This is a genomic window from Streptomyces sp. NPDC008139 (assembly GCF_042957025.1).
Classification (GTDB): domain Bacteria; phylum Actinomycetota; class Actinomycetes; order Streptomycetales; family Streptomycetaceae; genus Actinacidiphila.
Genome location: NZ_JBIBHM010000024.1, coordinates 1 through 22,582, shown reverse-complemented (window position 1 = coordinate 22,582; position 22,582 = coordinate 1). Strand labels below are relative to the sequence as shown.

The following is a 22,582-nucleotide window of genomic DNA, read 5'->3' as shown; positions in this document are numbered from 1 at the left end:
ACGCGGTTGCTCGTCCGGACGCGGTCGTTCATCCGGACGCTCTCGTTCGTCCGGACGCGGCGGTTCGCCCGGTCGTGCCGGACGAACCGGGCGTCCCGGACGCGCCGGAGGCCGACGCTATGCCAGGCCCTCGGCCGGACGGGGGACGGCGGCGCGGCCGACGGGGGGATTCACGCAAAAGGGCGCTATCGGCGCGTTTGTTTGACTTCGCCCGGTTCGGGCGAGCAGGCTGACCGACGTCGTCGCGCCCCGCACTCTTTGCCGCAACTCCCCCCGGCGCCCGGCGTTTTCCCCCCGCTGTCCCGTACCGCCCTGTTCCGCTTCGTTTTCCCCGCCCCCACCGATGTCGACGGAAGGCTGACGCAGGAGATGCCGCTGCGCACGATGGTCGTCGGCCTCGGCCGCGCGGGGGCGGGTCTCCACCTGCCGGTCCTCGCCAAGGCGCGGGACCTGCGGCCCCGGCTCTTGGCACCGGAGCCGGTGATCGCCTTCGACCGCGACCCGGCCGAACGGGCCCGGGCGGCGGGCGACACCAGTCTGAGTGTCGTGGACTCGCTCGCGCGGGCACGGGAGTCGCTGGACCCGGAGGGCACGGTCGTGCACATCTGCACCCCGCCGCTCGCCCGCGCCGAGGTCGTGGCCGAACTGCTCCGACTCGGCTTCCGCAGGCTGCTGTTGGAGAAGCCGCTCGCGGCGGGGCCGCGCGATCTCGCGCGGTTGGTGGAGCTGGTGGGGCGGCCCGGCGTCCAAGCCACCGTCGTGGCACCCTGGTTGGCGAGCACGCTCACCGACCGGCTGATCGCCCTCGTGGAGGAGCGGCCCGGCCTCGGCGCGCTGCGGCAGATCTCGGTCGTGCAGGACAAGCCGCGCTTCCAGCGCACGCTCGCCACCTCGGGGCACCCCACGGCGTTCGACATCGAGATCCCGCACGCGCTCGGCGTCCTGCTGCGGCTGGCCGGGGACGCCGAGGTGGTCGGCGCCTCGTGCACCGACCTGGACGTGGACGGACGGCGGCTGCCCCGGCTCGGCGGCGCCGAGGTGCGCCTGGCCCACCGCGACGGCGTGCTCGGCGACATCCGCTCCGACCTCACCTCACCGGTGCGCGAGCGCCGGATCACGCTCAGATTCGACGGCGGCACCGCCGTCGGCCACTACCCGGCCGACGCCGGCGACCACTACGCCCAACTGCGCCTGACCACACCGGAATGCCCGGCCGGGGACCGCGAGGTGTTCCGCGACGACGCCCTGACCGCGTTCATGCTCCGCGCCTACGCCGACTTCGCCGGGGACGACGGCCCCTGCCCCACGGACTTCGCGCGGCAGGCGCGCGTGGTCGGCCTGCTCACCGACGCCAAGAATCTGGCGGCCCCGCCCGACGCCTCGGGCCCACGAAGGGAGTTGGCCGGTGCCCACTGACCAGGAGACCGCCGTACGGGCGGACGAGCCGTTGCGCCTCACCGGGATCGGCGACGAGGCCGCGCTCGGCGTCGAGGGCCAGATCGCGGCCGTCAGCGCCTTGGGCTGGCGGTCGGTCGAGCTGCGGACCGTGGACGGCACGCCGGTCGCCGACCTGTCCCCTACCGCCTTCGACCGGGTCGCGGGGACGCTCGCGGACGCCGGGGTGTCGGTCGCCGCGGTGGATGCGAGGATCGGCGGCTGGGCCCGCCCGGTGACCGGTGACTTCGCCGCCGACCTGGCCGAACTCGCGGTCCTGGAACAGCGTTGCGCCCGGCTCGGCACCCGCTTCGTCCGCGTGATGTCCTTCCCGAACGACGGGCTCGACGCCGACGCCTGGGAGCGTGAGGCGCTGCGCCGCGTCCGCGAACTCGCCCACCGCGCCGCCGAGTCGGGCCTGACGCTGGTGCACGAGAACTGCTCCGGCTGGGCGGGCGCCGACGCGACCCGTATGGTCCGCCTCCTGGAGACCGCGGGCCCGGGGCTCGCCCTGCTCTTCGACACCGGCAACGGCCCCGCGTACGGCTACGACGGCCACCGGCTGCTGACCGAACTGCTGCCGTACGCCGACCGGATCCTGCACGTCCACGTCAAGGACGCCGTCATCGCCCCCGACGGCCGCCCCGCCTACTGCGAGCCGGGCACCGGCGACCTGCGGATCGCCGACTGTCTGCGCGCCCTGCTGGCCCACGGCTACCGGGGCGCGCTGTCGATCGAACCGCACATCGCCGTACGGCCGCACGAGGACCACCGCGATCCGGAGGAGCGGTGCCACGCCGCCTTCGTCAGGAGCGGGGTGGCGCTGCGGAATCTGCTGGACGCGTGCGCGCGGGTGCCGGGCGGCACCATCGCGCACACCCCGCCGGACGGGGCGGCGCTGCGGGAGCCCGTTCAGTGAGCCCGCTCAGCTCCGCCGACCGCGCCCTGCTGCTCGACCTGCTCGCGCTGCCGACGGCGGGCCCGCTCGAATGCGGCCCCGACGCGCCCGCACCCGCGCTGTGGGAGGCGCAGCGCCGTTACGCGGGGGCCGCCGCCGAACTCGGTTTCACCGTCCTGCACCACGCGGCCCCGCCGCCCGCCTGCGTCGACCGCGACGACGTACCGCTCCTGGTACGTCAAGCCGCCGCCGAGCGGCCGGAGTTCCTGGCCTGCCAGCCCAGCCTGGTGCTCGCCCTCGGCCCGGCCGGGGCACCGCGCGACCGTACGGTGATGTTCAACGTCCACCTCGACACCGTCGCGGGCCTCGAACCGGTCTCGTTCGACGGTGACCGCTTCCACGGCAGGGGCGCGACCGACGCGAAGGGCCCGGCCGTCGCGCTGCTGGCCGGGCTGCGGCGCGCTCTGCGGGAGCGGCCCGAACTCCCCCGCGACACCCGGATTCTGGTGCAGGCCGTCTCCGGCGAGGAGGGCGGCGCGCTCGGCACCTTCGGCACCCGTCCCCTCGTGGACGCCGGGCACCACGGGCGGCTCAACGTCTTCTGCGAGCCCACCGGCGGCCGGGCCCTGACCCGCAGCACCGCGGCCATGACCGCGCGGCTGAGCGTCCGCGGCCGTGACGCGATCGACGACCGGCCCGAGGCGGGGCACAACGCCACCGTCCTGCTCGGCCATCTCGCCCAGCACCTCGCCGCCGCGCTCGACCCTCGACTCGACCCGGCCGACGGGCAGGTGTGCGTGGCGGGCCTGCGCACCGGCGACCTGCACAACCGCGTCTACGGCAGCGGCGACCTGCTGCTCAACCTCTCCTACGGCTCGGCCGCCACCGGACGGCGGCTGGAACGGCTGCTGGGCGACGCCGTCGCCGAGGGGCTGGAGTCCTTCGGCGCCGCCTTCCGGCACAGCCGGCGGTTCGCCCGCACCGCGGCCGACGCGGCGGACATCCTGCGGCTGGACTGGCTCAAGCGCGGCCTGCCCGCGCTCGACGGCGACCCGTCGTGGCTCGGTCCACTGCTCGACCGCGCCGAGGTGCCGCGGTGGCCCGCCGCCGAACCCGCCTTCACCTGCGACGCGATCTGGATGTCCGGCGTGCCCGACGCCCACACCGTCGTCCTGGGCCCCGGCAGCCTCGACGCCAACCGCGCCCACGCCGCAGGCGAGTTCGCCGATCTCGCCGACCTGGACGCCTTCGCGGCCACCGTCCCGCGCCTCCTCGCCGCCTTCGACGCGGCCGTGTCGCCGGCCGGGCCCGCGCCCGCCGTACCGCTCGCGCCGTCCGCGCCGCCGTCACTTCCCGCGCCGTCCACGCCACTTGCGCCGTCCACGCCCGTCAGCAGGAGGAACGAGCCCCATGCCGTTGTCGAGCCCGCCGCAGTCGACCCTTCCGGCGCAGGCGCCGGACAGTACGGTGCGCCTCGCGTATGAGGAGTTGCTGACCTTCGTCACCGACGTCTTCGCGCGGTGCGGTCTCGCCGAGGAACGGGCGGCCACGGCGGCCGAGGCGCTGTGTTACGGCGATCTGGCCGGGATGAGTTCCCATGGCGTGACGAATCTGACCCGGCTGTATCTGCCGCTGTTCGAGGAGCGCCGCGCCGACCCGGCGGCCGAGCCGGACCGTACCGTGGATCTCGGCGCCGCGGTCCGCCTGGACGCCCGGCGCGCGCTGGGTCTGTGGGCCGCGGCCGACGCGATGGACCTGGCCGTCGGGCGCGCGGAGCGCTTCGGCGTCGGCCTGGTCAGCGTCCACAACGCCACCCATCTGGGCTGCGCCGGATACCACGCGGGCCGCGCGGCGCACCGCGGCATGGTCGGCCTGGTGGCCTCCAACTGCGGCCGTCAGCGCATCGCCCGGCCGCCGGGCGGCCGGGTCACGATGCTCGGCACGAACCCGCTCGCCGTCGCGGCCCCTGCCGGGCCGCGCCATCCGTTCGTGCTCGACATGAGCACCACCGTCGTCCCCACCGGACGCGTCCGCGCCGCCGCCCGCGCGGGCCGGGCGGTGCCCGAGGGCTGGCTGACCGACGAGGCCGGGCTTCCGGTCACCGACCCGGCGGCCTTCGACCGCGGCCAGGCGTACCTCGGCTGGCTCGGCGGCGCACCGGAGACCGGCGCGTACAAGGGCTACGGACTCGGGCTCGCGGTGGAGGTGCTGGCCGGTCTGGTCAGCGGCTCCGGCCTCGGCCCGGCCCCCGAGGCGCTGGACGGGGACGGGCGCCCTTCGGGCCGCGACGACGACATCGGCATTCTGGTCGCCGCCATCGCCCCCGCCATGCTCCGCCCGCGGGAGGACGTCGCCTCGGACGCCGACTCGCTGTTCGGCAGCCTGCTCGCCTGCCCGCCGGTCGACCCCGCCTCCCCCGTCCGCTACCCCGGCTGGACCGAGGGCGCGACGGCCGACGCCCACCGTGCGGACGGTGTGCCGGTCACCGCCGGACAGTACCGGGAACTCGGCGATGTGGCAGGGCAGTTCGGCCTGACCGCGCCCGCCCCGCTGGACGGGGGCCTTCGCCGATGACCCGGCACTCGATCGCCGTCGTCGGCCTGGGCGTCATCTCCCGCTTCTACCTGGCCGCCCTCGACGCCTCTTCGGCGGCCCGCCTCGCCGCCGTCTGCGACCGCGACCCGGCCGCACTCGCCGCCCGGGGCGGACGGGACGCGTCCGGTGCCGTGCCCGCCTACCGCGACCACCGCGAACTCCTCGCCGCCGGGCCGTCGCTCGACGGCGTGGTGATCACCGTTCCGAACGACGCCCACGCGGCGCTCTGCGCCGACTTCCTGCGCGCGGGCGTACCGGTGTGCGTGGAGAAGCCGCTGGCCCTCACCGGTGCGGAGGGCGCCGAACTGACCGCGCTCGCACAGGCGTCCGGGGTGCCGCTGTTCACCGCCTTCCACCGGCGCTACAACTCGGCGGTCAGGGCGCTGGCCGCCGGGCTGCCGCGGGACGTGCCGGTCGAGCGGGTCACGGTCCGGTACTTCGAGCGGATCGAGGAGCACATCGGGCGGGACCGCTGGTATCTGGACCCGGCCCGGTGCGGTGGCGGCTGCGTCGCCGACAACGGGCCCAACGCGTTCGACCTGGTACGGCTGTTGCTGGGCGAGGTGACCGTCGAGACCGCCCGGATCGGCTACGACGGGACGGGGCTCGACCGCAGCGCGACGATCGGGCTGCGCTCCGCTTCCGGCGCCGCGCGTGCCACGGTCGAGCTGGACTGGTCGTATCCGGGCGAGTTGAAGGACGTGACGGTCATGCTCGCCGACGGGTCCGTGCACCACGCCGACATGCTGGCCGGGCACCAGGGCTTCAAGTCCTCGCTCCGGCACGAGTACGCGGCGATCCTCGCGGACTTCACCACCCGGCTCCGCGGCCCGTACCGCGCCGACCACGGCGGTACGGCGGCCCTGGAACTGGTCGAGGCCGCGTACCGGCGTACGGAGGTGACGGCGTGCTGACCCCGCCCACGGCGCAAGAGCCCGCCACGCACGAGCCCACCGCTCAAGAGCCCGCCGCTCAAGAGCCCGCCACGCAAGAGCCCACCGCTCAAGAGCCGACCCCCGAAAGGGCTGCCGCCCCGCGCGAGGACGGGCTCAAGCGCACCGTCCGCGGCTGTCTCGTCAAGGTCCTGATCCACCGCCGCGACGACCGCGGCATGGCCCTGGAACCCCACGCGAGCCGCTGCGTGCGCGCGGGCGAGGTCCATGAGCTGGTCACCACCGACCACACCGACAGCGCCCCGGGGGCGCGGATCGACCGCGTGGGCTTCCTCGGCTTCGTCGAGCTGGACCGCGGCGGTGTCATCGACCGCGGCGACACCGTCCGTATCGGCGGACGGACCGCCGGCACGGTCCTCGGCTTTGACGCCTGCCACTTCCCCAACCACTACAACATCCTCATCCACGCCGACGCCCCGGTGACCGGCGCCGACCTGGAGCTCACCCCCGAGACACCGGTCAGCTTCGAACAGACCCCGCCCCCACACCCCTGAGAGCCACGCCCATGCCGCAGGTCAACCCCACCGCCGCCGCCCCCGACGCCCTCCAGGCGCTCACCGAGCTGACCCGGGTCTCCGCCGAGGGCCTGGCTCCCGAGGTCGCCGAATTGGTCCGCCTGCACGTCTCGCAGATGAACGGCTGCGCCCACTGCACCGCCCTGCACCACGACGCCGCCCTCGCGGCGGGCCACCCTCCGCTCAAGCTCGCCGCTCTCCCCCAGTGGCCCGACTCCCCCGACTTCACACCCGCCGAGCGCGCCGCCCTCGACCTGGCGGGGCACCTCACCCGCCCCGCCGACGGCGCCGTCCCGGCCGCCGTCCACGCCGAGGTCACCACCCTCCTCGGCCCCGAAGCCACGGCCCGCCTGATCTGGACCGTCGCGGCGACCAACGCCTGGAACCGGATCGGCATCGCCACCGCGACCCGGCCGGTTGAGGCCGAGGAGCCCCGCGCGAACTGACCGCCCGACGGGTCAGGAGGCGGTCAGACGGGTGCGCCAGCCGTGGCAGATCATGGGCATCACGACCAGGCCGTCCCGCATCTCGGCCGTCTCGCGGACCTTCGCCTCGATCAGGTCCGCGAGTTCGCGCTTCTGGCCGTCCGGCAGGGCGATGTACCTGCTGTAGGTGGCGAACATCGCGACGACCTCCTCGACGGTCAACTCGGCCGTCCAGGTGACGACATGAGCCTGCGGCGGCGCGAAGGGGACACCGTCGGGAAGCCACGGTCCGTCGGACATACGCTGGATCAGGTCGCCGATCCAGTCGTCGTTGCCCATCTCGTCGTGGACGTAGGCGTCCAGCACGTCCACCCAGGGCACCCGCCGGTCGCGGCGGGTGTAGAGGATGCCGAGCGAGCCGCCCGGGGTGAGCACCCGGGCGATCTCGGGGAGCGTGAGGGCCGGGTCCATCCAGTGCCACGCCGAGGAGACCGTGACCGCCGCGACCCGCGCGTCCGGCAGCGGAATGCGCTCGCCGAACCCGTGGAGCACCGTCGCCCGCGGGCAGACGCCGGTCAGCACCCGCCGCATGCGCGCGTCGGGTTCGACCGCCACGACGTCCTCGACCCGTTCGGCGAGCCACCGGGTCAGCAGACCGGTCCCGGCGCCCAGGTCGAGCACCGAGGGGCAGCCCGCGGGCAGCAGCCAGTCGAGCATCCGCGCCGAGGGACCCACCCGGTAGCGGTCGTATTCCCGTGCCGCGGCCCCGAAGGACATGGCGAGGCTGGACAGTTCGGGCACGGCACTCCGTAGGTCGTCGGGCGCGGCCGTCGTACGGCCGGGATCAGGGCAGGACCGGCGCGGGACCGGGCCTCGGGTACCGCGACCGCGCGGCCTCAGAGGCCGCGCAGCCCGGTGAGCACCCGCTCCAGCAGCGTGACGTCCGGCCGGCCCTCGGCGTACGTGGGCTGCTGGACGATGACGAAGCCGCTCTCGGCGAGGTCGCCCACCAGGACGCGGGTCACGCCGAGCGGGATGTTCATCAGCGCGGAGATCTCGGCCACCGATGTGAGGTTCATGCACAGCCGGCAGATCGCCTGCTGCTCGGGGAAGAACCGCACACCGCTCTCCCAGGCGAGAGCGGTCGTGCCGACCAGGGCCTCCAGCGCGAAGTCGGTCCGCGCCGTCGTCCGGCCGCGGGTGACGGCGTACGGACGGACGAACGGCGAGTTGCGCCTTCGGTCTCGGTCTCCACTCACGAACGCACATCCTTCCGGGTGTGATTCGGACGGCCCATCGCGCCGGCCCTCAGCCGGCCAGCGCGTTCTGCAGTTCCCTGCGCACGTCGGGCGTGAGGACGTCGCCGGTCCGCTCGACCAGCAACGCCATCTCGTAACCGACGACCTTCATGTCGCAGGTCGGTGAGGCCAGCACCACCAGCACGGAGCCGTCGCTGACCGACATCAGGAAGAGGAATCCGTTCTCCATGTCGACGACGGTCTGCGTGACCACCCCGGCCTCGAAGAGCAGGGCCGCGCCCTGCGTCAGACTCGCCAGGCCCGAGGCCATCGCGGCGAGTTGCTCGCCGCGGTCCCTGGGCAGGGACGCGGAGGCCAGGAGTTGAACGCCGTCCGAGGAGATCACGACCGCGTGCGCGACTCCCGGCACCTGCTTCACGAAGTTGGCGATGAGCCAGTTCAGGTTCTGTGCTTCGTTGCTCAGATCGCTCATGGGTGTAGCTGCTTCCTATGCTGCCGAGGACGTCGTCCGACGGCGCTACGGACAGGGGAAACACGGGAAACACGGAGGTCGTGGGAGCTGTGAGTCCGCTCATAGCGGACCCGATCCGCCCGGCGTCCGGCCGGGCCCCTCGCGGTCGGACCCATCCTTACCCTGTCTGACCCCTTGGTGGAAGTTCGACAGCCGATCCCTCATCAGGTTCGCCGCGCGCGGGGCGGTGGGCGCCGCGTTCGGCTGCGGCACCGGGCCGCGCGGGCGCGCCTCGGCCGAAAGGTTGTTCAGGGGCACCCGCCGGGGCAGACCCTGGGCGGTCGTGCCGCCGGTCGCCCGGCCGCCCGCGTCCTCGGGTCCCGGCCGGGCCCACGAGGGTGAGGGGTGACCGGGGTTGCCCGGCGGCTGGGCCGGCGGGCGGGGTTGCGTCTGCGGCCGGAGCTGCGCCTGGGGTTGGGGCTGCGGCAGGGGCTGCGGACGCTGGGCCGGCGGCTGGACCCGCTGGTGGGGCAGGGCCTGCGGCTGCGGCGGGACCTGCGGACGTACGTGCCCCTGTGGGGGCTGCGCCTGCTGCGGCCCCTGCTCGGCCGGCCACTGCGACCTCATCGCGTCGAAGATCGGTAACCGGTCGGACCCGTGCCCTTCCAGGCGCGCGACCGCCTCGGCCTCCTCCTCTTCCGAGGCGAACCACGAGAAGTCGCCGTCGGGGCCGCCGCCCTCCTCCTGGTCGTGGAACCACGGGAAGCCGCCGTCGGGCTGACCGGAGTGGCGGCCCGCCGGGACGTCGTCGTACGACCGGCCGCGCGAGGGCGTGCCCGCGGGCCCGTAGGGGCCGTCGAAGCGCGGGTCGCCCGCCTGTCCGGCCGCGACCCCGCCGCGCGGCAGCCCGGCGATCTCGCCGGTGTCGTACGGTCCGGGCCGCAGCGCCGACTGGTCGAAGACCTGCGGGCCGTCCACCTCCAACTCGCTCGCGGACACCAGCAAAGTCAGTGGGATCCGGATGAGCGCGTTCAGGCCCGTCCTGCCCGTACTCGTCAGCCGCACCTGAATGCCGTACTTGGCCGCCAGCCGGCCGACCACGAACAGGCCCATGCGGCGGGAGATCGCGACATCGAGGACCGGGGGCTCGGCGAGCCGCCGGTTGATCCGCTCCAGCTCCTCGGGCCGGATGCCGATGCCCGCGTCCGCGATGTCCAGGACCACATCGCCCGCGGTGAGCATCTTGGCGCCCACCAGCACCTGGGTCTCGGGGCCGGAGAACGTCGTGGCGTTCTCGATGATCTCGGCCATCAGGTGGACGACGTCGGTGGCGGCATGTCCGACCACCGCCACGTCGGGCAGTTCGTAGAGCACCACGCGCTCGTACTGCTCGACCTCGGCGGTCGCGGCGCGGACCAGGTCGAACAGCGACACCGGCTGGTCCCAGCGGCGGCTCTGCTCCTCGCCCGCGAGCACCAGCAGGTTCTCGTTGTTGCGGCGCATGCGGGTGGCGAGGTGGTCGAGCTGGAACAGGGCGGTGAGCTGACCGGGGTCCTGCTCGCTGTTCTCCAGGTCGTCGATGAGCTGGAGTTGGCGCAACACCAGGCTCTCACTGCGCCGCGAGAGGTTGGTGAAGATCGCGTTGACGTTGGAGCGCATCCGCGCCTGCTCGGTGGCGAGCCGGACCGCCTCGAAGTGCACGCGGTCGAAGGCGCGCGCGACTTGGCCGACCTCGTCCTGCGACTGCACCTCGATCGGCTCGACCCGTACCGGCTGGTCCGTCTCCGAGGGGTTCACGTCACGCAGTCGGCGGACCGCGCCCGGCAGCCGGTTGTCGGCCACGTCCAGTGCGGACACCCGCAGTTGGCGCAGCGGCCGGACCACGGACCTGGCCAGGATCAGCGCGCCGAGGAAGGACAGCGCGACCACGGCGACGATGATGGCGATGTTCTGGTAGAGCTGGGTGCGCACGGCCGACAGCAGGTGCGAGGACCTGTCGTTGAGGTCCGCCACGGTCTGCCGTTCGACGATGCGTACGGCGTCGAGCTTGTCGGTGATCTGCTTGAACGCGGTGGCCTTGGTGATGCCGAGGCTGTCGAGCGGGATGTCCTCCTGCGCGGCGGTGGCGACCACCTGGATGGTGCCGTCGGCCGCGCCGACTTTGTCGCCGCTGACCGTCGACTGGTACAGGTTGAGCAGCGAGGTCGACGCGTTGTTCGTGAAGGTGCCGTTGGCGGTCTCGAAGTGCGCCTGCTCGATGTTCTCCTTGAGCTCCAGCGTGAAGCCGCGGTCGAGCGCGTCGACGATGAAGCCGCGTTCGCTCGACGTCTGCTGCTCGATCTGCTCGATCGAGGCGAGCGTGGTGACCAGGCTGCCGAGCGTGTGGTCGGAGCCGACCGCGGCGAGCTGCTGGCCGAAGTCCAGCAGATTGCCGATGATCGTGCTGTAGGCGCTGAAGGTCGGCGTGTTGGCGCCGTGGGCGAGGCCCTTGGTCGAGGCGCGCAGCGGGGTCAGGTCACCGAGCCGGGCCTCGGCGCGCACGCCGATCAGGCGTACGGCGGCGGGCAGCGCGTCGACGCTGCTCCGGTGTTTGTCCAGGCTCTGGCCGAACGCCTTCACCTGCGCGTTGGTGGCCTGTTGCGCCGCCGCGAGCTTGTCGTCCTTGGCGGTACCCGACCCGGTGAGCGCCAACTGGGTGAGGTCGCGTTCGTCGTCGAGCGCGCTGACCAGCGTGGACACCTGCTGGGCGAGTTGCGCCTGCCCTTGGATATGGGCCGCGCTCTGGAGGTTGCCGACCGCGGAGAACACGCGCACGCCCGCCAGCGGAATGATCGCGATCAGCGGGACGAGCACGAGGAGCAGCATGCGATTGCGCAGCCGCCAGTCACCGAGCTTGCGTTTGGTCCAGAGCCTGGAGCCGAGCCCGGTGAGGGGGGAGATCCATTTCGGTGCGGGCGCGCGACCCCGTCTCCGCGCGCTCGTCATGCCGTCGCCGCATCGTGCTGTGTCAAGCGGTCCCCGCATGTCAACGGATTGCCGGCTCCGTGAGACCGCTGGTCTTCCATTCACTAACCCTTAACCCTCATAACGCCGCCGCATGGCGCGGCGACGCTTGATTATCCGGTTCACCGCGATGGGACGTTCGACTCCGACCGCATACCACTGCATACCAGGTCGGAGACTCTTTGTGTCTGTTCACTTCGACGCCCTCTGCGGGGACTTTATTGCAGCACACGCGTGCCCGCAGGAGCAAAGGGTCGCGCTACTGACTTAACGCGGCCTCACCGCCGCCCACTCCCCCAGTCCAGTGGTCGGATCGGTTGAAATCGGACCCACCGAAAGCGGCGGCGATACCAGGTGTCCGACGGCGTGATAGGTGCACAGGAGTGCATATATTTCCTGCTGCACGAGTTCAGGGCTTTTCGACCGTAATAGCACCCGTGGCCCGGTGATCTGCTCGACGAAGTGAGCGACCCCGTCACCGCTCGCGACGGCCGCCCGTTCGTAGCGGGCCCTGATCTCGTCGGCCGGTACCGTGCTGTCGAGTACCGAGGTGACCAGCAGCGGAGCACCCAGGACCGGTCCCGCCGCGGCGGCTCGCGCGACCGTGCGGTCGCCGCACGGCACCACCCGGACCGCGGTCCCCGGCCCCGGACCTTCGCCGGGACCCGCGTCCGTCGCCAGTTCCGACAGGTAGGAGCCGTCGGGGAGTTCGCGCATCACCGGCAGTGAGTACGGGGCGGGGCCGAGGCCGCCGGAGCGCCAGATCTGGTCGGCGCCGGTCTCGGCCAGTGCCGACCACAGCGCGACCGGGATCAGTTCCTCGTCGCCGACCACCAGCGCCCGCTTGTCGAGCAGGTCTTCGGGCCACTGCCCGAGCAGGCCCTCGGCGCCCTCCTCGGCCCGGGGCGTGATGGCCGCGACCGCCGAGACGCGCAGCCGGCAGTCGGTGAGCGAGGACACCCACACGTCGAGCGACCGGTGCTTGTCCAACCGCGGCGCCGTTTTGGTGTCGGGGGCGCCGTAACCGGCCCTGTTCGCGGGGGTGTCCGGCACTTCCATCGCGACGCTCTCGTAGACGAAGACCCGCTCGCCGTCCAGCCGGGTCCCGTGGCCCGCGGCGTCGGCGAGGTGGCCGCAGAGCGCCTTGAGGGGTTCGACGCCGAGCCGCATGCGGGCCCGGGCGATGGCGGCCGCGCTGGCCACGTCGCCCGACCCGCCGACACCGGCGCCAGGGAACATCTCGGGCAGACCGCCGGTGAGCTTGGCGAGCACCTCCTCATAAGAGGAGGCCCCGAAGAGCCACATCGCCAGAACGAAATACATCATGAGCTGTGCGGGCAGGAGACGCCTGCGGCGCTCTCGGCGCTCGGTTTTGTCCACGAGCCGGTCCATCACATCCGGCCGGAAAGTCTCCACGAGCATGCGCAGTGCGAGCCGGTCGGGAAGATGCGTTTCAGGCGATATGTCGAGATGGCGAAACGTCATTCGCCAGAAGCTACCCCTGGAGAACCCTCCGCGTCTAACCCACTATGAATAGTCGGGAGAAAGAGGCACTAGACCGAATTTCTCCGGACAACGACGTCGACGGAGAGTGAGGTCAGCGGCCTCCGGACGCTTAAGTCAATGCACCCTTGTTCGACGAGGTTGGTGTCTGCCCGTTGGTTCTGGCAGCCTCACTCGCGTGGCAAGCGAATCCCAGCACGGGCACAGCAATGGTCTAGTCAAATCGCCGCAACCGACGACATCGCCTATCGCGATGCGCGACGTGTGCAAGTCCTTCAGTACCCCGCAGGGCGGAAATCATGACGTCCTGCGCAACATCGATTTCACCGTCAGGCCCGGAGAGTTCACCGCGGTCGTGGGTCCCACCGGATGCGGGAAATCGACGACTCTCTCGTTGATCTCCGGCATGGAACGGCCGGACAGCGGTGAGGTGCTCGTCGACGGGCGTCCGGTGGAGGGCATTGGCAAGGACGTCGGGTTCGTCTTCCAGACGGACGCGGTGTTCCCCTGGAAGACCGTCATCGGCAACGTCGCGGCGGGCCCGCGCTTCCGGGGCGCGTCCCGCAAGGAGGCGCACGCCGCCGCGGCCGAGTGGATCCGCCGGGTGGGCCTCGCGGGATTCGAGCGGTACCACCCGCACCAGCTCTCCGGCGGAATGCGCAAGAGGGTGGCGCTCGCGCAGACGATGATCAACGAGCCGCGGGTGCTGCTGATGGACGAGCCCTTCTCCGGGCTCGATGTGCAGACCCGCCAGATCATGTCCGACGAACTGCTCTCGCTCTGGGACCTGACCAGGCCCTCGGTCGTGTTCGTCACGCACGACCTGGAGGAGGCGATCTCGCTCGCCGACAAGGTCGTGGTGCTGACGGCGGGACCGGCCACCGTGAAGGAGGAGTTCGAGATCGATCTCCCCCGGCCGCGCAATCCCCGCGAGATCCGGCACACTCCCGAATTCGTCAAGCTCCACGAACGGGTCTGGCAGGCGCTGCGGGACGAGGTGCAGCTCGCGTACTCCCGCACGGCCGCGCGGCCCGAGACCGCGTCGGCCGAGACCGTGACGCCCGAATCGGCGGCCTGAACCATCCGTACGGAAGAGGCATGAGCCTATGAAGACCGACACCGCGACCGGGTCGGCGACCGGTGAGATCCTCGTGCGACCCGACCCGCCGAAGAGTGACGCCGGAGCGGCCCGCGCCGCGCTGGCCAGGCGACAACGGGCCAGGCGCCGCGTGTGGGTCAACGTTGTCAGGGCCGCCGTCCTCGCCGCGTTCATCGGCCTGTGGCAGGTGCTCGCCTCGACGGAGGTCGTCGACCCGTTCTATTCCGGCAAGCCGTCGGGCATCTGCTCGAAGCTGTGGGACTGGGTGCGCGACGGTACGTCGCAGGGACCGCTGTGGGACCAGGTGTGGGTGACGTTGCAGGAGACCCTGATGGGCTTCGGCATCGGGGTCACCCTGGGGGTCGTCCTCGGCATCGTGCTGGGCCGGCTGCGCTTCCTGGCCGAGGTCTTCGCCCCCTACATCAAGACCCTGAACTCGATCCCGCGCATCCTGTTGGGCTCGGTGTTCGCGATCTGGTTCGGTCTCGGCATCAGCTCCAAGGTCATGCTGGCCGCCGTACTGGTCTTCTTCGGCGTGTTCTTCAACGCCTTCCAGGGCGCCCGCGAGGTGGACCGCGATCTCCTCGCCAACGCCCGCATCCTCGGCGCGAGCAACACCCGGGTGACCTTGCACGTGGTCGTCCCGTCCGCGCTGAGCTGGATCACCACCAGCCTGCACGTGGCCTTCGGTTTCGCCATCACCGGCGCGATCGTGGGCGAACTGCTCGGGGCGCAGCAGGGCCTCGGGCTGCTCATCTTCCAGGCGCAGGCCAACTTCGATCCCAACGGGGTCTACGCGGGACTCGTCATCACCGCCGCGTTCGCGCTGGCGGCCGAGGGACTGATCTCGCTGCTGGAGCGGTGGCTGCTGAGCTGGCAGCCGCGTCCGCAGAAGTCCGGAGCGCAGGCGTGACCGCCGTGACCGGGACCGCCTCCGGAGCTCCCGCCATCCCCGCCCCTTCCGCCATCCCCCCGACGGTCAACCGCCCCGCGGCGACTCGCGGCCCGCGGCACGACCCGAGACGGCGCACGACCCACCCGCTTCCGAGGAGAAGACAACGCACATGTGGCACAAGAAGATCGTTCTCGCAGCCGCGACGGTAGTCCTGGCGACAGGCGTGACGGCCTGCTCGGACAGCAAGTCCGACAAGACCACCGACGCGGCGAGCGCGGGGTCGCTGCAGACGGTGACGATCGCCCTGTCGAACCAGGCGAACCAGAGTTACCTCCCGCTGATCCTGGCGCAGCGGATGGGCTACTTCACGAAGCAGGGTCTGAACGTGAAGATCGCCAACCTCCAGGGCACGCCGCAGGTCTCCGACGCGCTGCTCAAGGGTGACGCCCAGGGCATGATCGGCTTCTACGACTCGAACCTCAAGCTCCAGCTCAAGGGCAAGAAAACCCAGGCGGTCGTCCAACTCCTCCAGGCGCCCGGCATGGTCGAGATGGCCCGTACGAACGCGCCGTCGATCAAGTCGCCCGCGGACCTCAAGGGCAAGAACGTCGGCGTCACCTCGCTCGGTTCCGCCAGTTCCACCATCGCCTCGTACCTCGCGATCCACAACAACATCGCGGTGGCCGACACCCACCTGGTGGCGGTGGCGGCCGGTGCCACCTTCGTGGCGGCCTTCGAGCACAACCGGATCGACGCGGGTGTCACCACCGAGCCGACCATTTCGACGCTGCTCAAGAAGCAGCTCGGGACGATCATCGCGGACATGCGCACCGCGGCGGGCACCAAGGCAGCGCTCGGCGGCCCGTACCCCGGCACCGCGCTGACCGTCCAGACGGCGTGGGCCAACAGCCACAAGGACACCGTCCAGAAGATGGTCAACGCCGTCTACCAGACGCTCCAGTGGATGGAGTCCCACTCGGCCGCGGAGATCACCGAGCAGGTCCCGGCCGACTTCTACGCCGGCAGTGGCAAGGACCAGTACGTCCAGGCGCTGGCCAACGAGATGGGCATGTACAACCCGACCGGCCAGATGCCGGCCGACGCCCCGCAGACGGTGCTCCGCGTCCTGACCGCGGTCGACCCGAGCGTGAAGGGCAAGACGATCGACCTGTCCAAGACGTACACCGACGAGTACGTCCAGAAGGCGGCCCAGGACCACTCCGCGTCCTGACCCCCACTCCCCCACAGGGCCCCTGCCCGGCGCGCCCCCGCCGCCCAGGGGCCCTGTGCCATTCCCCGCAGTGACCCCCGCCCGGTCAGCGCTCGCGGCCGCGCGCCTTCAGCGGACCCGGCGGGAGGTCGGGGGCGGACAGCCGCTCGCCGTCGTAGCCGTGGACGTCGCCGAAGCGGGTCGCGGACTGCCAGGCGGTGCGGGCGTCGGTGATCTCCTCGCTGGTGCGGGCGACGAAGTTCCACCACATACCACGTGATCCGGGACTCCGCCCAGGTCAGGGTCTGGGTTGACGATCTGCGGTCAGCAAATCGTCAGCATCGGTCCAGGAGGTGGCGCGGTTATGGTCGCCAGCACGACGTCCAAGAAGCTTGTCCGTGGCATGGGTTCATTCTTCAAGGAGTGCGAGCACAGTCCTTCGAAGTGGTCCAAGTGCGCGCACGAGTACGGTCTCGACGCCGGGCATCGTGGCCCGCCAGAGCCGCTGATCGCCAAGGTCGCAGAACCGGACTGAAGTTGTAGCCAAGGATCCTGAAGAGGCCGAACACCATGTCGGAGTACGAGGCGTTGTCGGTCGTCACCATCTCCGGCTTCACCCCGCCGTCCAGTGCGGCGGACGCCTCACGGCAGCCGGTGCGCGAACTGCTTCGGTGTCAGGTGGTAGCGCTTCTTGAACGCGCGGATGAAGTGGCTGCTGTCGGTGAAGTGCCAGCGTGTCGCGGCCTCGGAGACGCTGAGCCGCGATCCGGGCTCGGCGAGCGCCGCGGCGGCTTCCTCAAGGCGCCGCCGGCGGACGTAGGCGCTGAACGGTTCCTCCAAGTCGGCGAAGGCCCGTTGCAGGGTGCGGACCGAGACGTGCAGGTGCGCGGCGACCGAGGCCAGCGACAGTTCGGCGTCCGTGAGCCGGGCATCGGCCAGGTCCCTGGCCGCCTGCGCCAGCGCCGGGGTGAAGGCGGGCTCGCGGTCGTCGAACCGGTCGAGGACCAGGCCCCTGGCCAGTTCGAGAAGAGCGTCGCGGGACGCGTGCGCGCCCGCCGGCCCGAGGTCGCCCAGGACCCGCTGCACCGTGCTGGTGTGTGCCATGAGGATCTGCGCCGCCGGCGAGGTGGCCCGGCCGGTGCGCGGTTTTCCGGCGACCAGGGATCGCAGGGCGTCGCCGGGGAAGATGAAGATGCGGGTGCCGATCACGGGCGTGGTGTGGAAGTGGTTCTCCGTCACGCAGTGGTGCATGAAGTAGGTGCCGGCGGTGACATGCGCGTCACCGGCCCGATCGTGCGGGTCATGCAGGCTCACCGCGCCGCGCAGCCCGACGTACAACCTGACCTGGTCGTGCTCGTCCGTGCCAACCGCCTGCGTTCTCACCGGTGAGGACGCCCAGAGCTCGTTGACAGCGGTGTCCTGGATGGCCACCGAGCGCATCGTCCCCTGGAAGCCGTCGACCGTGGAGGCACTGAACTCCGGCAGGGGATACAGGTCTCCCATGCGGTCGTTCCAGGTGTCGATGAACGGCGCCCACGTGTCACGACCGGTGCCGGTGGTGTCGGCGTCGACATCGAACGTGCCCATCCTGGTGCCCGGCCCCCGAAAGCGCGGCCAGTTCGTCATGTCGCCTCCACCCCGATCATCTCCGCCCCCGACGCCCCCGACGCCCCCGACGAGGATGTCGCCGCAATCCCATCCGATGGCACGAAAATACACGCTTCCCTCGCACGGCAATTCCTACGCTGGGCTGTGCTCCCACCCCGGTGGGGGCATCCACCGTCCGCCGGCCGAACCTGCGTCGGGTCGGACACCGTGCCCCGCTTCACGTGCGGAATCCCGCTTGCGGAACGGGGCCACCGCAACCTCTCGGCCGAAAGCAGAAGAACCATGAAGGCAGTGCGTTTCCACCAGTACGGCGAGCCGGACGTCCTGCGGTACGAGGACGTCGAGCAGCCGGTTCCCGGCCCCGGGCTGGTGCGGGTCCGCGTGGCGGCGACGTCGTTCAACCCGGTCGACGCGAACATCCGCGCCGGCTTCATGCAGGGGCCGATCCCCGTGGCGCTGCCGCACACGCCCGGCATCGACGTCGCTGGCACGGTCGACGCGCTCGGCGAGGCGGTGACCGGCGTCCAGGTGGGTGACCCGGTCATCGGCTTCCTGCCGATGGCGGGGCCCGGTGCCGCCGCGGAGTACGTCCTGGCACGGGCCGAGGTCCTGGTTCCGGCGCCCAGGAGCGTCGATCTGCCGGACGCGGCCGCGCTGCCGCTGGTCGGACTGACCGCGTGGCAGGCGCTGTTCGAGCACGCCGGGCTGACCACCGGGCAGCGTGTGCTCATCAACGGTGCGGGCGGAGCGGTCGGGGGTTACGCCGTGCAACTGGCCGCGCAGGCGGGCGCCTACGTGATCGCCACGGCCGGTCCGGGCAGCAGCAAGCGCGTCACGGAGGCGGGCGCGGACGAGGTCGTTGACCACACCGCAGCCGACGTCGTCGCGACGGTGGGCGACCCGGTCGACGTCGTGCTCAACCTCGCCCCCGTCGAACCGGAACAGCTCACCGCCTTCCTCGGCCTGATCCGCCCCGGCGGTGTGCTGGTGAACACCACTGTGTGGATGCCCGCGCCCTCCGACACCGAGCGCGGCGTACGAGGCGTCGACCTGTTCGTCCGCAGCGACGCCGGGCAACTGTCGCACCTGGTGGAGCTGATCGACCGGGGCGAACTACGCGTCGACGTCGCCCGGCGGCTGCCGCTGGCCGAGTTGCCGGCCCTGCACGCCGCCGCCGCGGCGGGCACGCTGCCCGGTGGCAAAGTGGTCGTCGTCGCACCCGGCGCCTGACCGCCGCCCCACCGGCCCTCGAAGGAGACGACCGCGATGATCCCCGACGACGACCCGTCCCGCTCGCTGACCGTGGCGGACCCCGATGCCCCCGGCACCACGTACGTCTCACTGGTGGGCAACACCTACGCCATGCTGGTCACCGGCGAGCAGACGGACGGCCGTTACTGCCTGATCGACATGCGCGTTCCCGACGGGGGCGGCCCGCCCCCGCACCGGCACGACTTCGAGGAGATGTTCACGGTCCTGGAGGGCAGGATCGAGTTCACCTTCCGCGGCGAGAAGCACACCGTGGGGGCCGGGTCCACGGTCAACATCCCGGCCAACGCACCGCACAACTTCCGCAACGTCTCGGGAGCGCCGGCCCGGATGCTGTGCATGTGCACCCCCGCCGGCCAGGACGAGTACTTCCTGCGCATCGGCGATATCGTCGCGGGCAAGGACGCGCCGCCGCCGCAACTGTCGCAGGACGAACTCGCGGAGCGCCGCCGCCGCGCGGCCCAACTGGCCTCGGCCTACCGGAGCGAGTTCCTGTAGCCAGGGGCCCGGCCGGCGAAGACGGTGCGGGTGGGTACCCTCCCCGGCGCGTGCCGGGTCACGACAGCGGCGTGCCTGGTGGCCACGGTCATCGACCTCACCGGCGCACGTCCGCGCGCTGTCCGTCGCGATCGAAAACCATGATCAACTCGGCTGGGCCGTCCGGGGCGTGATCGCGTACGGGACCATCGTCGCGAACTCCGCCGCCTCTCCTGTACCGACGTCGATCTGCCGCTCGCCCAGCCACAGCCGCACGGATCGCCCGGGAGTTCAAGGTCCCGCCGCTGCGGAAGCCGACAGTGCGCTCGATCCGCGCCTGACCCGGACGGACCAACCTGCGGCTGGATCTGCGGAGACGGCCCTGCTTCCCCAGTCGTAGAGAAGGGGGCGAGGGCAGTCATGGGACTCGGCCTGGCGGCCCGTCGATCGCCGCCTCCACGCGCGCCCGGTAGCCGAGGGCGCGGGCTTCCGCATCGAGTGCCTGTTTTCGATCCTGAGCGGCGCGTTTGCGCCGTGCAGAACTCGAACAGAGCGGTGGTGGGGAAGGCTGCGGCTTCACGGGTCACGGCGGCCTTCCCGGTGGGGCACCGGCAGGCGGCCGGCAGGCGGTCCCCGGAATCGGGCGGCGGCCGTCCACACGGCCTCGGCCGCACCCTCCGGGCGTGACGACTGGTCACGGTGACAGCGCGCGGCCCACTTCCGATCGCCCTGCACGGGTCACAGGCAATGTCGATCCCTCATGGGAGGGACAGCGCTTTCGGCCGAAGCCTCCCGGCCTCGCGCGTCCTCCGCCGTTACCTGCCAAGGCATATGTGATCAAAACAGCGATTTGAAGACTTTTTCTATATTGATAAGACTATTGGGCCGTTTGGCCGTCTCGTCCGCCGCCAAGGATGCAGGCACCCACTGGTGCGAAAGAAGGCGAGTTCGGCATGACGGATTGGGTGAAGGTCGCGGGCGCTCTCACGGCGATCTCGGCGGGGTCCAGGACCACGGTGTGGGGTGTGAACGCGGCGAGCGCGATCTACCGGTACACCAACTACGACGCCAGCCCCTGGATCAACATCCCCGGCGGTCTCAGCGACATCGGCGCGGCCTCCGACGGTACGACGTGGGGGGTCAACGGCGGCAACCAGATCTACCGGTACGTCGGGGACAGCGACGGCGCGAACCCGTGGAAGGGCATCGACGGAAGTCTGGTGCGCATCGACGCGGGTTCGCGGACGAATGTGTGGGGGGTGGACTCCGCGGGTGCCATCTACCGGTACACCAACCACGACGCCAACCCGTGGATCAAGATCCCCGGGGCGCTGAGCGACATCGGCGCGGGCGCCGACGTGAGGGGCCCCGAAGTTTCCGGACAGGCACCCAATAGGGTTGTCCTGAACAAGGAAACGAGGAAGAAGTGGCGCCACCCAGTAAGTACTCGCCGGAGTTCCGCGAGGAAGCCGTCCAGATCGCGTTGAGGTCAAGCAAGACGATCTCCGAAGTCGCCCGGGAGCTTGAGCTGAACCCGGAGACGCTACGCGGCTGGGTGAAGAAGTACCAGAAGCAGCAGGAACCGGCCCCCGACGCGGAACTGACAGTTAACGAGCGAGCGCGCCTGAAGGAACTCGAACGACGCAACCGCGAGCTGGAGATGGAAGTTACCTTCCTGAAAAAAGCCGCCTTAGATTCAACCGGTCAAGGCAACACTCTCGGCTGGTGTGCGGAATTGTAGGCACTTGCGCGGACGGTTGTTGAGCTTCGTCGCGATGGCGTCAAGGTCGTCCTGGCTGAAGGCCGACAGGTTCGTACCTTTGGGCAGGTACTGCCGGAGCAGCTTGTTGGTGTTCTCGTTGGTGCCGCGTTGCCAGGGGCTGCGCGGGGCTGCGAAGAACACGTCGACACCGGTGTCGGCGGTGAACCGCTTGTGGGCAGCCAGTTCCATGCCGCGATCCCACGTCAGCGTGCCGCGTAGGCGGGGGTCCATCCGTGCGTAGGTCTCAGCGAGCGCGGGAACGACCACGGTGGTGTGACGGCTGGCGAGTTTGACGACCGTGACGAACCGTGACTTCCGGTCGACCAGCGTAGCGACCTGGCTGTTGTTCGAGCCGATCACCAGATCGCCTTCCAAGTGCCCGAACTCGCTTCGGTCGTCTGCCGCTTCGGGCCGCTCCTCGATCGGCCGGGCATCGGTGATCTGCGAGCGCCACTGTCCCTTCACTGTATGGCGCTTGTTCTTGCGGATCGGGCGGCCAGTTCGAAGGCGTTTGCACAGCTCACGCGGGACCACCTTCCAGCGGGTGGTGTAGACCGACCGATAGATCGTCTCGTGGCTGATCCGCATCCCAGCGTCGTCACTGTGATGGAGGCGCAGGTGCCCGGTGATCTGTTCCGGCGACCACTCCTCCTTCAGCAGGGTCAGGACCGCCTGCCTCAACTCGGGTCTGCGAGCGAGTAGGCACTGCTTCGGGCGCCGGGCGCGGTCAAGCGAACGTTCCTGTGCAGCTATCGCCCGGTAGACGTCGCGTCCACCGTTCTTGTTCACTTCACGGCTGATCGTCGACACTGCGCGTCCCAGGAGGCCGGCGATGGCCTGGTAGGACTCGCCGGCGCACAGTCCGCGCGAGATCTCCTCCCGCTCGCCCACGGTCAGGCTTCCAGGCCGCGCCTTGCGAGGCGCTGGAGCGATTCCTCCATGGTGCTTGAGGACGGTGAACACCGAGCCGGGCGGCTTGCCGATCTGCCTTGAGATGACGCTGATCGACTCCCCAGCCCTCCACCGCCGCCACAGGTCGGCCTTCATCTCGTCCGACATCCCCGGCCGACCCATCCTCGCCACGTATACCGTCCTCAACCAGCACTGTTGCTCTGACCGGTTGAATCTAAGGCAGCGTACTTCGCGAAGGATCCCCGGTAGCAAGCAAGTACGAGTTCATCGACGAGATGCGGCTCGGCACCGAGAAGTACGCATACAGCGTCGAG

The 22,582-nt window shown here is 71.0% G+C and carries 22 protein-coding genes and 1 pseudogene; 14 read left to right on the top strand and 9 right to left on the bottom strand.

Going from position 1 to position 22,582, the window contains the following annotated elements:
- Nucleotides 1-369 precede the first annotated feature (369 nt).
- The 7 genes from ACFZBB_RS33370 to ACFZBB_RS33340 are packed head-to-tail and all read left to right on the top strand — an operon-like array spanning nucleotide 370 to nucleotide 6,841.
- Nucleotides 370-1,416: a Gfo/Idh/MocA family oxidoreductase gene (locus tag ACFZBB_RS33370; protein ID WP_391130533.1), complete on the top strand. Its 1,047-nt coding sequence runs from the start codon at nucleotides 370-372 to the stop codon at nucleotides 1,414-1,416.
- The gene (locus tag ACFZBB_RS33365; RefSeq protein ID WP_391130530.1) at nucleotides 1,406-2,353 is read left to right on the top strand and encodes a TIM barrel protein; all 948 of its coding nucleotides are present in this window, start codon (nucleotides 1,406-1,408) and stop codon (nucleotides 2,351-2,353) included. Before ACFZBB_RS33370 ends, ACFZBB_RS33365 begins: the two co-directional genes overlap by 11 nt.
- Entirely contained in the window at nucleotides 2,350-3,816 is a 1,467-nt protein-coding gene (locus ACFZBB_RS33360) for a M20/M25/M40 family metallo-hydrolase (protein WP_391130527.1), read from the top strand. Before ACFZBB_RS33365 ends, ACFZBB_RS33360 begins: the two co-directional genes overlap by 4 nt.
- Complete coding sequence (locus ACFZBB_RS33355) at nucleotides 3,800-4,906, top strand: Ldh family oxidoreductase (protein WP_391130524.1); 1,107 nt, start codon at nucleotides 3,800-3,802, stop codon at nucleotides 4,904-4,906. The genes ACFZBB_RS33360 and ACFZBB_RS33355 overlap by 17 nt, the downstream gene beginning before the upstream one ends.
- Nucleotides 4,903-5,841 carry a Gfo/Idh/MocA family oxidoreductase gene (locus tag ACFZBB_RS33350; RefSeq protein ID WP_391130521.1) on the top strand — a complete coding sequence of 313 codons (939 nt, stop codon included), beginning with the start codon at nucleotides 4,903-4,905 and terminating at the stop codon, nucleotides 5,839-5,841. Before ACFZBB_RS33355 ends, ACFZBB_RS33350 begins: the two co-directional genes overlap by 4 nt.
- Complete coding sequence (locus tag ACFZBB_RS33345; protein ID WP_391130518.1) at nucleotides 5,835-6,374, top strand: DUF6917 domain-containing protein; 540 nt, start codon at nucleotides 5,835-5,837, stop codon at nucleotides 6,372-6,374. The genes ACFZBB_RS33350 and ACFZBB_RS33345 overlap by 7 nt, the downstream gene beginning before the upstream one ends.
- A gap of 11 nt (nucleotides 6,375-6,385) precedes the next feature.
- Nucleotides 6,386-6,841, top strand: a complete 456-nt coding sequence (locus tag ACFZBB_RS33340; protein WP_391130515.1) for a carboxymuconolactone decarboxylase family protein — start codon at nucleotides 6,386-6,388, stop codon at nucleotides 6,839-6,841.
- A 12-nt stretch (nucleotides 6,842-6,853) separates the two neighbouring features.
- Here ACFZBB_RS33340 and ACFZBB_RS33335 read toward each other — a convergent pair whose 3' ends face one another.
- The 5 genes from ACFZBB_RS33335 to ACFZBB_RS33315 form a co-directional block, all read right to left on the bottom strand.
- Nucleotides 6,854-7,621 (bottom strand): methyltransferase domain-containing protein, encoded by a 768-nt coding sequence (locus ACFZBB_RS33335; protein ID WP_391130512.1) that lies wholly within the window; start codon nucleotides 7,619-7,621, stop codon nucleotides 6,854-6,856.
- Between the two features lie 95 nt (nucleotides 7,622-7,716).
- Entirely contained in the window at nucleotides 7,717-8,079 is a 363-nt protein-coding gene (locus tag ACFZBB_RS33330) for a DUF742 domain-containing protein (protein WP_188283832.1), read from the bottom strand.
- A 49-nt stretch (nucleotides 8,080-8,128) separates the two neighbouring features.
- The gene (locus tag ACFZBB_RS33325; protein WP_355333321.1) at nucleotides 8,129-8,551 is read right to left on the bottom strand and encodes a roadblock/LC7 domain-containing protein; all 423 of its coding nucleotides are present in this window, start codon (nucleotides 8,549-8,551) and stop codon (nucleotides 8,129-8,131) included.
- A 99-nt stretch (nucleotides 8,552-8,650) separates the two neighbouring features.
- Nucleotides 8,651-11,515: a nitrate- and nitrite sensing domain-containing protein gene (locus ACFZBB_RS33320; protein ID WP_391130509.1), complete on the bottom strand. Its 2,865-nt coding sequence runs from the start codon at nucleotides 11,513-11,515 to the stop codon at nucleotides 8,651-8,653.
- 285 nt (nucleotides 11,516-11,800) lie between these two features.
- Nucleotides 11,801-13,018, bottom strand: a complete 1,218-nt coding sequence (locus ACFZBB_RS33315; RefSeq protein ID WP_391130506.1) for a transposase domain-containing protein — start codon at nucleotides 13,016-13,018, stop codon at nucleotides 11,801-11,803.
- Nucleotides 13,019-13,289: 271 nt separating this feature from the next.
- Here ACFZBB_RS33315 and ACFZBB_RS33310 point away from each other — a divergent pair, with 271 nt between their 5' ends.
- From ACFZBB_RS33310 to ACFZBB_RS33300, 3 genes are all read left to right on the top strand, one after another.
- Nucleotides 13,290-14,114: an ABC transporter ATP-binding protein gene (locus ACFZBB_RS33310; RefSeq protein ID WP_188283828.1), complete on the top strand. Its 825-nt coding sequence runs from the start codon at nucleotides 13,290-13,292 to the stop codon at nucleotides 14,112-14,114.
- Nucleotides 14,115-14,142: 28 nt separating this feature from the next.
- Nucleotides 14,143-15,048 (top strand): ABC transporter permease subunit, encoded by a 906-nt coding sequence (locus tag ACFZBB_RS33305; protein ID WP_391130503.1) that lies wholly within the window; start codon nucleotides 14,143-14,145, stop codon nucleotides 15,046-15,048.
- Between the two features lie 151 nt (nucleotides 15,049-15,199).
- A complete protein-coding gene (locus ACFZBB_RS33300; RefSeq protein WP_391130500.1) occupies nucleotides 15,200-16,261 on the top strand; it encodes an ABC transporter substrate-binding protein in 1,062 nt (353 codons plus the stop codon).
- A gap of 85 nt (nucleotides 16,262-16,346) precedes the next feature.
- On the opposite strand, the gene ACFZBB_RS33295 is transcribed toward ACFZBB_RS33300, so the two are convergent.
- The 3 genes and pseudogenes from ACFZBB_RS33295 to ACFZBB_RS33285 all read right to left on the bottom strand — a co-directional run bounded on the left by ACFZBB_RS33295 (nucleotide 16,347) and on the right by ACFZBB_RS33285 (nucleotide 17,866).
- Nucleotides 16,347-16,511 (bottom strand): hypothetical protein, encoded by a 165-nt coding sequence (locus tag ACFZBB_RS33295; protein ID WP_391130497.1) that lies wholly within the window; start codon nucleotides 16,509-16,511, stop codon nucleotides 16,347-16,349.
- Between the two features lie 201 nt (nucleotides 16,512-16,712).
- Nucleotides 16,713-16,869: pseudogene (locus ACFZBB_RS33290) on the bottom strand (Tn3 family transposase); the annotation flags it as partial.
- A gap of 13 nt (nucleotides 16,870-16,882) precedes the next feature.
- The gene (locus tag ACFZBB_RS33285) at nucleotides 16,883-17,866 is read right to left on the bottom strand and encodes a helix-turn-helix domain-containing protein (protein ID WP_391130494.1); all 984 of its coding nucleotides are present in this window, start codon (nucleotides 17,864-17,866) and stop codon (nucleotides 16,883-16,885) included.
- Between the two features lie 264 nt (nucleotides 17,867-18,130).
- Here ACFZBB_RS33285 and ACFZBB_RS33280 point away from each other — a divergent pair, with 264 nt between their 5' ends.
- The 4 genes from ACFZBB_RS33280 to ACFZBB_RS33265 all read left to right on the top strand — a co-directional run bounded on the left by ACFZBB_RS33280 (nucleotide 18,131) and on the right by ACFZBB_RS33265 (nucleotide 21,335).
- A complete protein-coding gene (locus tag ACFZBB_RS33280; RefSeq protein WP_391130491.1) occupies nucleotides 18,131-19,078 on the top strand; it encodes a zinc-binding dehydrogenase in 948 nt (315 codons plus the stop codon).
- Between the two features lie 36 nt (nucleotides 19,079-19,114).
- The gene (locus ACFZBB_RS33275) at nucleotides 19,115-19,615 is read left to right on the top strand and encodes a cupin domain-containing protein (RefSeq protein ID WP_391130488.1); all 501 of its coding nucleotides are present in this window, start codon (nucleotides 19,115-19,117) and stop codon (nucleotides 19,613-19,615) included.
- Between the two features lie 932 nt (nucleotides 19,616-20,547).
- Complete coding sequence (locus ACFZBB_RS33270; protein WP_391130485.1) at nucleotides 20,548-21,081, top strand: tectonin domain-containing protein; 534 nt, start codon at nucleotides 20,548-20,550, stop codon at nucleotides 21,079-21,081.
- On the top strand, nucleotides 21,021-21,335 hold the full coding sequence (locus ACFZBB_RS33265; RefSeq protein ID WP_391130482.1) for a transposase: 315 nt from the start codon (nucleotides 21,021-21,023) through the stop codon (nucleotides 21,333-21,335). Before ACFZBB_RS33270 ends, ACFZBB_RS33265 begins: the two co-directional genes overlap by 61 nt.
- On the opposite strand, the gene ACFZBB_RS33260 is transcribed toward ACFZBB_RS33265, so the two are convergent.
- Nucleotides 21,291-22,415, bottom strand: coding sequence for an IS30 family transposase (locus ACFZBB_RS33260; RefSeq protein WP_391130479.1), 1,125 nt, complete (start codon nucleotides 22,413-22,415; stop codon nucleotides 21,291-21,293). The two genes, ACFZBB_RS33265 and ACFZBB_RS33260, sit on opposite strands and share 45 nt — an antisense overlap.
- Nucleotides 22,416-22,582 lie beyond the last annotated feature (167 nt).

What these genes read in the sequence shown, in the direction of transcription:
- ACFZBB_RS33370 (WP_391130533.1), top strand. Translation starts at nt 370, where the DNA reads ATGCCGCTGCGCACGATGGTCGTCGGCCTCGGCCGCGCGGGGGCGGGT.
- ACFZBB_RS33350 (WP_391130521.1), top strand. Translation starts at nt 4,903, where the DNA reads ATGACCCGGCACTCGATCGCCGTCGTCGGCCTGGGCGTCATCTCCCGC.
- ACFZBB_RS33340 (WP_391130515.1), top strand. Translation starts at nt 6,386, where the DNA reads ATGCCGCAGGTCAACCCCACCGCCGCCGCCCCCGACGCCCTCCAGGCG.
- ACFZBB_RS33325 (WP_355333321.1), bottom strand. Translation starts at nt 8,551, where the DNA reads ATGAGCGATCTGAGCAACGAAGCACAGAACCTGAACTGGCTCATCGCC.
- ACFZBB_RS33320 (WP_391130509.1), bottom strand. Translation starts at nt 11,515, where the DNA reads ATGACGAGCGCGCGGAGACGGGGTCGCGCGCCCGCACCGAAATGGATC.
- ACFZBB_RS33315 (WP_391130506.1), bottom strand. Translation starts at nt 13,018, where the DNA reads ATGACGTTTCGCCATCTCGACATATCGCCTGAAACGCATCTTCCCGAC.
- ACFZBB_RS33310 (WP_188283828.1), top strand. Translation starts at nt 13,290, where the DNA reads ATGCGCGACGTGTGCAAGTCCTTCAGTACCCCGCAGGGCGGAAATCAT.
- ACFZBB_RS33305 (WP_391130503.1), top strand. Translation starts at nt 14,143, where the DNA reads ATGAAGACCGACACCGCGACCGGGTCGGCGACCGGTGAGATCCTCGTG.
- ACFZBB_RS33300 (WP_391130500.1), top strand. Translation starts at nt 15,200, where the DNA reads ATGTGGCACAAGAAGATCGTTCTCGCAGCCGCGACGGTAGTCCTGGCG.
- ACFZBB_RS33295 (WP_391130497.1), bottom strand. Translation starts at nt 16,511, where the DNA reads ATGTGGTGGAACTTCGTCGCCCGCACCAGCGAGGAGATCACCGACGCC.
- ACFZBB_RS33285 (WP_391130494.1), bottom strand. Translation starts at nt 17,866, where the DNA reads ATGACGAACTGGCCGCGCTTTCGGGGGCCGGGCACCAGGATGGGCACG.
- ACFZBB_RS33280 (WP_391130491.1), top strand. Translation starts at nt 18,131, where the DNA reads ATGAAGGCAGTGCGTTTCCACCAGTACGGCGAGCCGGACGTCCTGCGG.
- ACFZBB_RS33275 (WP_391130488.1), top strand. Translation starts at nt 19,115, where the DNA reads ATGATCCCCGACGACGACCCGTCCCGCTCGCTGACCGTGGCGGACCCC.
- ACFZBB_RS33270 (WP_391130485.1), top strand. Translation starts at nt 20,548, where the DNA reads ATGACGGATTGGGTGAAGGTCGCGGGCGCTCTCACGGCGATCTCGGCG.
- ACFZBB_RS33260 (WP_391130479.1), bottom strand. Translation starts at nt 22,415, where the DNA reads ATGTCGGACGAGATGAAGGCCGACCTGTGGCGGCGGTGGAGGGCTGGG.